This is a genomic window from Psychrobacillus sp. (assembly GCF_056205495.1).
This window is the reverse complement of record NZ_JBAEAP010000415.1, coordinates 1-5,830: the sequence shown is the minus strand read 5'-3', so window position 1 is coordinate 5,830 and position 5,830 is coordinate 1. Positions and strand designations below refer to the sequence as shown.

Annotated in this window: 5 protein-coding genes and 1 riboswitch; of the genes, 3 read left to right on the top strand and 2 right to left on the bottom strand. The window is 35.6% G+C overall.

Going from position 1 to position 5,830, the window contains the following annotated elements:
- On the bottom strand, nt 1-1,041 hold a 1,041-nt coding region (locus AC06OU_RS12205; protein ID WP_475856086.1), incomplete at its 3' end, for a phosphoenolpyruvate carboxykinase (ATP).
- Between the two features lie 217 nt (nt 1,042-1,258).
- Nucleotides 1,259-1,376, top strand: a riboswitch (SAM riboswitch).
- A 191-nt stretch (nt 1,377-1,567) separates the two neighbouring features.
- Between AC06OU_RS12205 and metK the strand changes: the two genes are divergently transcribed.
- Nucleotides 1,568-2,764, top strand: coding sequence for a methionine adenosyltransferase (gene metK, locus AC06OU_RS12200; protein WP_169359984.1), 1,197 nt, complete (start codon nt 1,568-1,570; stop codon nt 2,762-2,764).
- A gap of 214 nt (nt 2,765-2,978) precedes the next feature.
- Here the strand turns inward: metK and AC06OU_RS12195 are convergent, their stop codons facing one another.
- A complete protein-coding gene (locus AC06OU_RS12195) occupies nt 2,979-3,494 on the bottom strand; it encodes a gamma carbonic anhydrase (RefSeq protein WP_475856083.1) in 516 nt (171 codons plus the stop codon).
- 110 nt (nt 3,495-3,604) lie between these two features.
- On the opposite strand from AC06OU_RS12195, the gene AC06OU_RS12190 reads away from it, so the two are divergent.
- Nucleotides 3,605-4,396 carry an alpha/beta hydrolase gene (locus AC06OU_RS12190; RefSeq protein ID WP_340882941.1) on the top strand — a complete coding sequence of 264 codons (792 nt, stop codon included), beginning with the start codon at nt 3,605-3,607 and terminating at the stop codon, nt 4,394-4,396.
- Nucleotides 4,397-4,931: 535 nt separating this feature from the next.
- A complete protein-coding gene (locus AC06OU_RS12185; protein WP_475856081.1) occupies nt 4,932-5,711 on the top strand; it encodes a MerR family transcriptional regulator in 780 nt (259 codons plus the stop codon).
- Nucleotides 5,712-5,830 lie beyond the last annotated feature (119 nt).

The window sequence follows — 5,830 nt, the reverse complement described above, 5'->3', positions numbered from 1 at the left end:
TGCAGTTAAGAAGATGATTGTATTTGGGTGACCAGCAACAGATGGATCAACAATATTATCTATATATTGAATTGGATAAGCTGCACGAGTATTTTCAGTTAAAGAGCTATCTGTATAATCAGCAGTACGAGTAGTAGGGTCTACAACTACGTTTTCTAAAACAGTACCAAATTTGATAGCGTCAAAAATTTGTGGTTCATTTTCTCTTGTTAGATCGATACATTTTGCATAGCAGCCGCCTTCGATATTAAATACGCCATTATCAGACCAGCCGTGCTCATCATCACCGATTAGCTTTCTTCCAGCATCAGCAGATAATGTAGTTTTTCCAGTACCTGATAGACCGAAGAATAATGTTACATCGCCTTTTTCTCCAACGTTAGCAGAGCAGTGCATTGGCAAAATATTTTGTTCAGGCAATAAATAGTTCATGATAGAGAATATAGACTTTTTCATTTCTCCAGCGTATTCCGTACCACCGATTAAAACGATGCGTTTTTCCATGGATACAATGATAAATGTTTCTGAATTAGTTCCGTCAACAGCAGGATTTGCTTTGAAGTTTGGTGCACTAATTACAGTGAAGTCTGCTTTATGAGATATTAACTCCTCTTCAGAAGGACGAATGAATAATTGATGAGCAAACAGGTTATGCCATGCATATTCGTTAATTACTTGAATGCTTAAACGTGAATCCTTATCTGCACCCGCGTATCCTTTAAAGACGAATAGTTCATTTTTTTCCTTTAAATAGTTCATAACTTTTGAATATAATGCTTCAAAGTGCGAAGATGAGATAGGTTGGTTTACAGATCCCCAATCGATTTTGTCTTTTGAGATAGGTTCCTCAACTATATACTTGTCTTTTGGAGAACGTCCTGTATATTTGCCCGTCTCTGCTTTAACAGCTCCAGTGGAAGTTAGTACTGCTTCTCCTCTTGACGTAGCTTTTTCCACTAATTGTGGTACTGATAATTGCAGGCTAATATTATTACCAGCTAACAATTCGTTCAGTTCGCTCACAGTATCGATTGAATTCATATAGTATTACCATCCTTTATTAAAGTTTTTAGCTCTTCACGGAAACATCATAAAGAGGATTTTTCGTTGATATGTGAAATAGTATAACACATTAAACTAAATAGTCTACACTAATTAAAGCTCAAAAAATGATTTTTTTTTGAAATTGTGAATAAATAACAAATTTTCCTGTTGACTTATTTTGCTAATATACGTATGATGGTGAATTGAACGGATACTCTTATTCCGAGCGTGTGGAGGGGTTCAGGCCCTATGAAACCCGGCAACCTGTAATTGTACTTACGTTACAAAGGTGCCAAACCTGATACAAGGTGAAATTCCTTGATTGATAAGAGTGAAAGGTGTTTATGATATTAATCCCTTTCCTCATGTAACTACGTGAGTGAGAGGGTTTTTTATATTACATCGCCCTAAATCCTTGTGTGCCAAGTCCGAAACGGCTTCAAGTTTACTATAGGCTTGACATGGGAATGAGTACCGTATCAATTCCTGAGAGAAATCTCGCAGGACATAGGAGGGAATTTTTTTGACACAAAGACGATTATTTACATCGGAATCAGTAACAGAAGGTCATCCAGATAAAATTTGTGACCAAATATCAGATGCTATCTTAGATGCGATTTTAACGGAAGATCCAAACGCTCGTGTAGCCTGTGAAACAACAGTTACTACAGGTTTGGTTTTAGTTGCTGGAGAAATCACAACCTCTACTTATGTAGACATTCCAAAAGTAGTGCGAGCTACTATTCAAGAAATTGGATATACGCGAGCTAAATATGGTTTTGACTCAGAAACGTCAGCAGTTCTTACAGCTATCGATGAGCAATCGGTTGATATCGCTATGGGAGTTGACCAAGCACTAGAAGCTCGAGAGGGTTCAATGTCTGATTCTGATATTGAAGCAATCGGAGCTGGGGACCAAGGTTTAATGTTTGGCTATGCTTGTAATGAAACACCAGAGCTTATGCCACTTCCAATTAGCCTAGCCCACAAACTAGCTCGCCGATTAGCTGAGGTTCGTAAAGATGAAACATTAGATTACTTACGACCAGATGGTAAAACACAAGTAACAGTAGAATATGACGAAAATAACAATCCAGTTCATATTGATACGATTGTTATTTCCACACAGCATCATCCAGAAGTAACGTTAGAACAAATTCAAAAAGATTTAAAAGAGCATGTTATTAAACCTGTAGTTCCTACTAATTTAATAACAGACGAAACAAAATACTTTATCAACCCGACTGGTCGCTTTGTTATCGGTGGTCCACAAGGGGATGCAGGTTTGACAGGTCGTAAAATTATCGTAGATACTTACGGTGGGTATGCTCGTCACGGAGGAGGAGCTTTCTCTGGTAAGGATCCAACAAAAGTAGACCGTTCTGCAGCTTATGCAGCTCGTTATGTGGCAAAGAATATTGTTGCTGCTGGTCTTGCTGATCGTTGTGAGGTACAGCTTGCTTATGCGATCGGTGTAGCACAGCCTGTATCAATTGCTATTGATACTTTTGAAACAGGTAAAGTTTCCGAAGCAGATTTGGTAACTTATATCCGTGAGCTATTTGACCTTCGCCCAGCTGGCATTATTAAAATGTTAGACCTTCGTCGCCCAATCTACAAGCAAACTGCTGCTTACGGACATTTTGGACGTACAGATATTGATGCACCATGGGAAAGAACAGACAAAGCAGAGCTATTAAAGCAAAAGGCTGGTCTATAAAATAGAGACTTCTTTTACAGAATGCCTCTTATAAAAACAGAAGGTATTAAGAGAATGATCTCTTAATACCTTCTGTTCTTTTTATACTTTTATACAGATTATCTGAGATTTAAGTGTATTTAAAGGAGATTAATAATTGGGTTCGTTTACTCTTAATGGATTAATGGGTATTAATTATATAAAATATAAGAATGCTTTAGTTTCTTAAGCATTATTAAATTGGTTTTACTGATTTATAGTATTGTCCTTTTTCAGCATACTCATGAATAATTCGTTGGACATCTGTTTTATCTTCCTCATTTAGTTCTCGTATAACCTTTGCTGGACTTCCAAAAGCAAGCGTATTAGGTGGAATTTTTTTGCCTTGTGGTACGAGGCTTCCTGCTCCAATAAAAGCACCCTCGCCTATTTCAGCGCCATCTAATATAATGGAACCCATGCCAATTAACGCACCTTTACGTATTGTGCAGCTATGTAAAGTGACCTGATGGCCGACAGTGACCTCATCTTCAATGATTAGTGGGTTATTGGGACTTTGGTGTAGGCAGCTTAAATCTTGAATGCTTACTCTACTTCCGATCACAGTAGGGGCAACGTCCCCTCTAATTACCGTATTAAACCAAATTGTAGTCTCTGGTCCGATTGTAACATCCCCTGTAATTGTGACATAATCAGCAATATAAACTGATTCATCGATCGAAGGTTTCCTATCTTTGTAAGGATAAATCAAAATAGACACACTCCTTTATTTTATTAGAATATAATTAATCCTATCAAACAAATGGGAAGAAGGAAATAAATAGTACGTGGAGAGTGTTTTAGAAATGAGGTATGTTGGACATGTGGAAATGGGAATCAGATGAAAAAGCAAAAGCAGTAGTAATAATTGTTCATAGTGCCTATGAACATCACAGACGCTATGCTTGGTTAATCGAAAAATTGAGAAGCTCTAATTGCCATATAGTAATGGGAGATTTACCTGGACATGGGGAGTTGGTGAGAGCTAAAACCATCCATGATGAATCTTTTGATCTTTACAAAGAATACATAAAACAAGCAGTACAGGTGGCAGTTTCCTATGATCTTCCTATATTCATCATTGGACATGGTCTTGGAGCAACCCTTGTGATGAAAATGTTACATAAAATAGAGGTCCAGTATGCAGGTGTTATCTTGACATCGCCATGGCTACAGTTAAACAAGCTTCCATCTAAATGGACGAAGACTTTAGCTAAAATCTCCGTACAGCAAAAGATAAACCATGATATTCAGCTCAAGGAACTCACTAGAAACTACGGCGCTTATCAAAATCTAGTTGATGATCCTTATTATCGAACAATAATTTCACATGGCTGGTATAAAGAGCTGGAAAATGAGATGAAAACGGTAAGTCAATATCATGAATCTATTCCTAATGTTCCGTTGCTATTGATGACAGGGGAAAGAGATAAAATTACGGATACAACTGCAGCTAAAGTATGGCTGAAAAAACAAGAGTTATCGGATTATCAATTTAAGGAATGGAAGAATTGCTTTCATGACTTATATTTAGAGCCAGAAAGAGAAGAAATATTTACTTACTCCCATTCCTTTATTAATAATGTATTGAGATCTATCGGTTATATCGTGTAATAACTATCTGGCCACTAGAAACTGAAGTTCTAAAGAAATGCTTTAAACGAAACTAAGGACATGTATAATTTGAATTATAATTCCTCAAAATATACAAACGAATAATCCATCATTTGAAAAAAATATAATAAATATTAATAAGAGGCTAGGACAAAGCCACCTTAGAAATTAAAGTCTATGGTAAAGGTAAAGGTAATTTTAATTAGACTTAAAAAATGAGCTAGGATATTTTTCTCCTGGCTCATTTTACTTTGGTATTGTTTTTTAAGGAATTAAGTTCATAAAGTCTAGAAAAAATTGTGATGTAAATGCGTTATCAATGCAAAAATTGCGCCACCTTTTTGGGTTCTCGCCAGATTTTTGTGGATTTACAACGATTAGTAATATGCAAAATCTTATGCAATAACTGATATTGTACAGCATTGTTGAATTAACGGGAATAGTGGGACAATATATCAATTTCAAATTTATCCCTTGAACCTCAAGTTACTTGAGGTTTTATAATGAACTTATACTTTTGTTGGGAGGAATTTTGATGAATAACAATAACAAGTTTTCCATTGGGGAGTTTTCAGAAAAAACAGGAATACCTATTCCTACTTTACATTACTATGATGAAATTGGTTTATTACGATCAGAAAAGAATCCTTCTTCAGGGCATCGCATTTACAATTATCAAGATATTATAATATTACAAAAAATTCTAAGTTTAAAATTCCTAGGATATAGTCTGGATGAAATAAAAAATTTATTAAATAAAACAAGCTTTACCGTTGATTTAAACGAAAGCTTGTCTCTCCATTTTCAAGCTTTAGAAAAAGAGAAAAAACAAATCGAACAGTCAATGAAATCTATTAATAGAGTAATTAGGTTAATTGAGGAAGAGGGAACAGTGGATAGTAACTTAATACTTAACCTTATTCACAGTATGCGTGTTGAACATATACAAAAAGAATGGATGGTTCGCCATATGTTAACGGATGTCGTGGATGTCGTGGAAGAGTTAGAAAAGAAATCCGAAGAAGATAATTTCTCTTTAGATAAAACGATTTATCAAGTGTCTAAAGAAGTGAAACAATTATATGGTAAACCCGTAGAGGACCCGAAAGTACAACGAATGATTAAGAACTATGTAGAAGAATATTTTTCACTTCTTAGTGAGGATTTGATGCAAAAATTCGCTGATACGAAGATAGAAGGAGAACTTGATTTTCAAGAACTTGAAAATATGACACCTTCTCCTTTTACAGAAGATGAACAAAAATGGTTTGATCAAGCGATAGACTATTATATTCAGCAAGAAAAAATGGAATAGATATTTCTCAGGCTCACCTATTTCATCACCGTGGACAGTTACACTCAATGATTGTTCACATACTTAAGTTGGAGCCAAACGTCCAATTGTTTGAATAAGTTTTATTAACGCTGTAAACC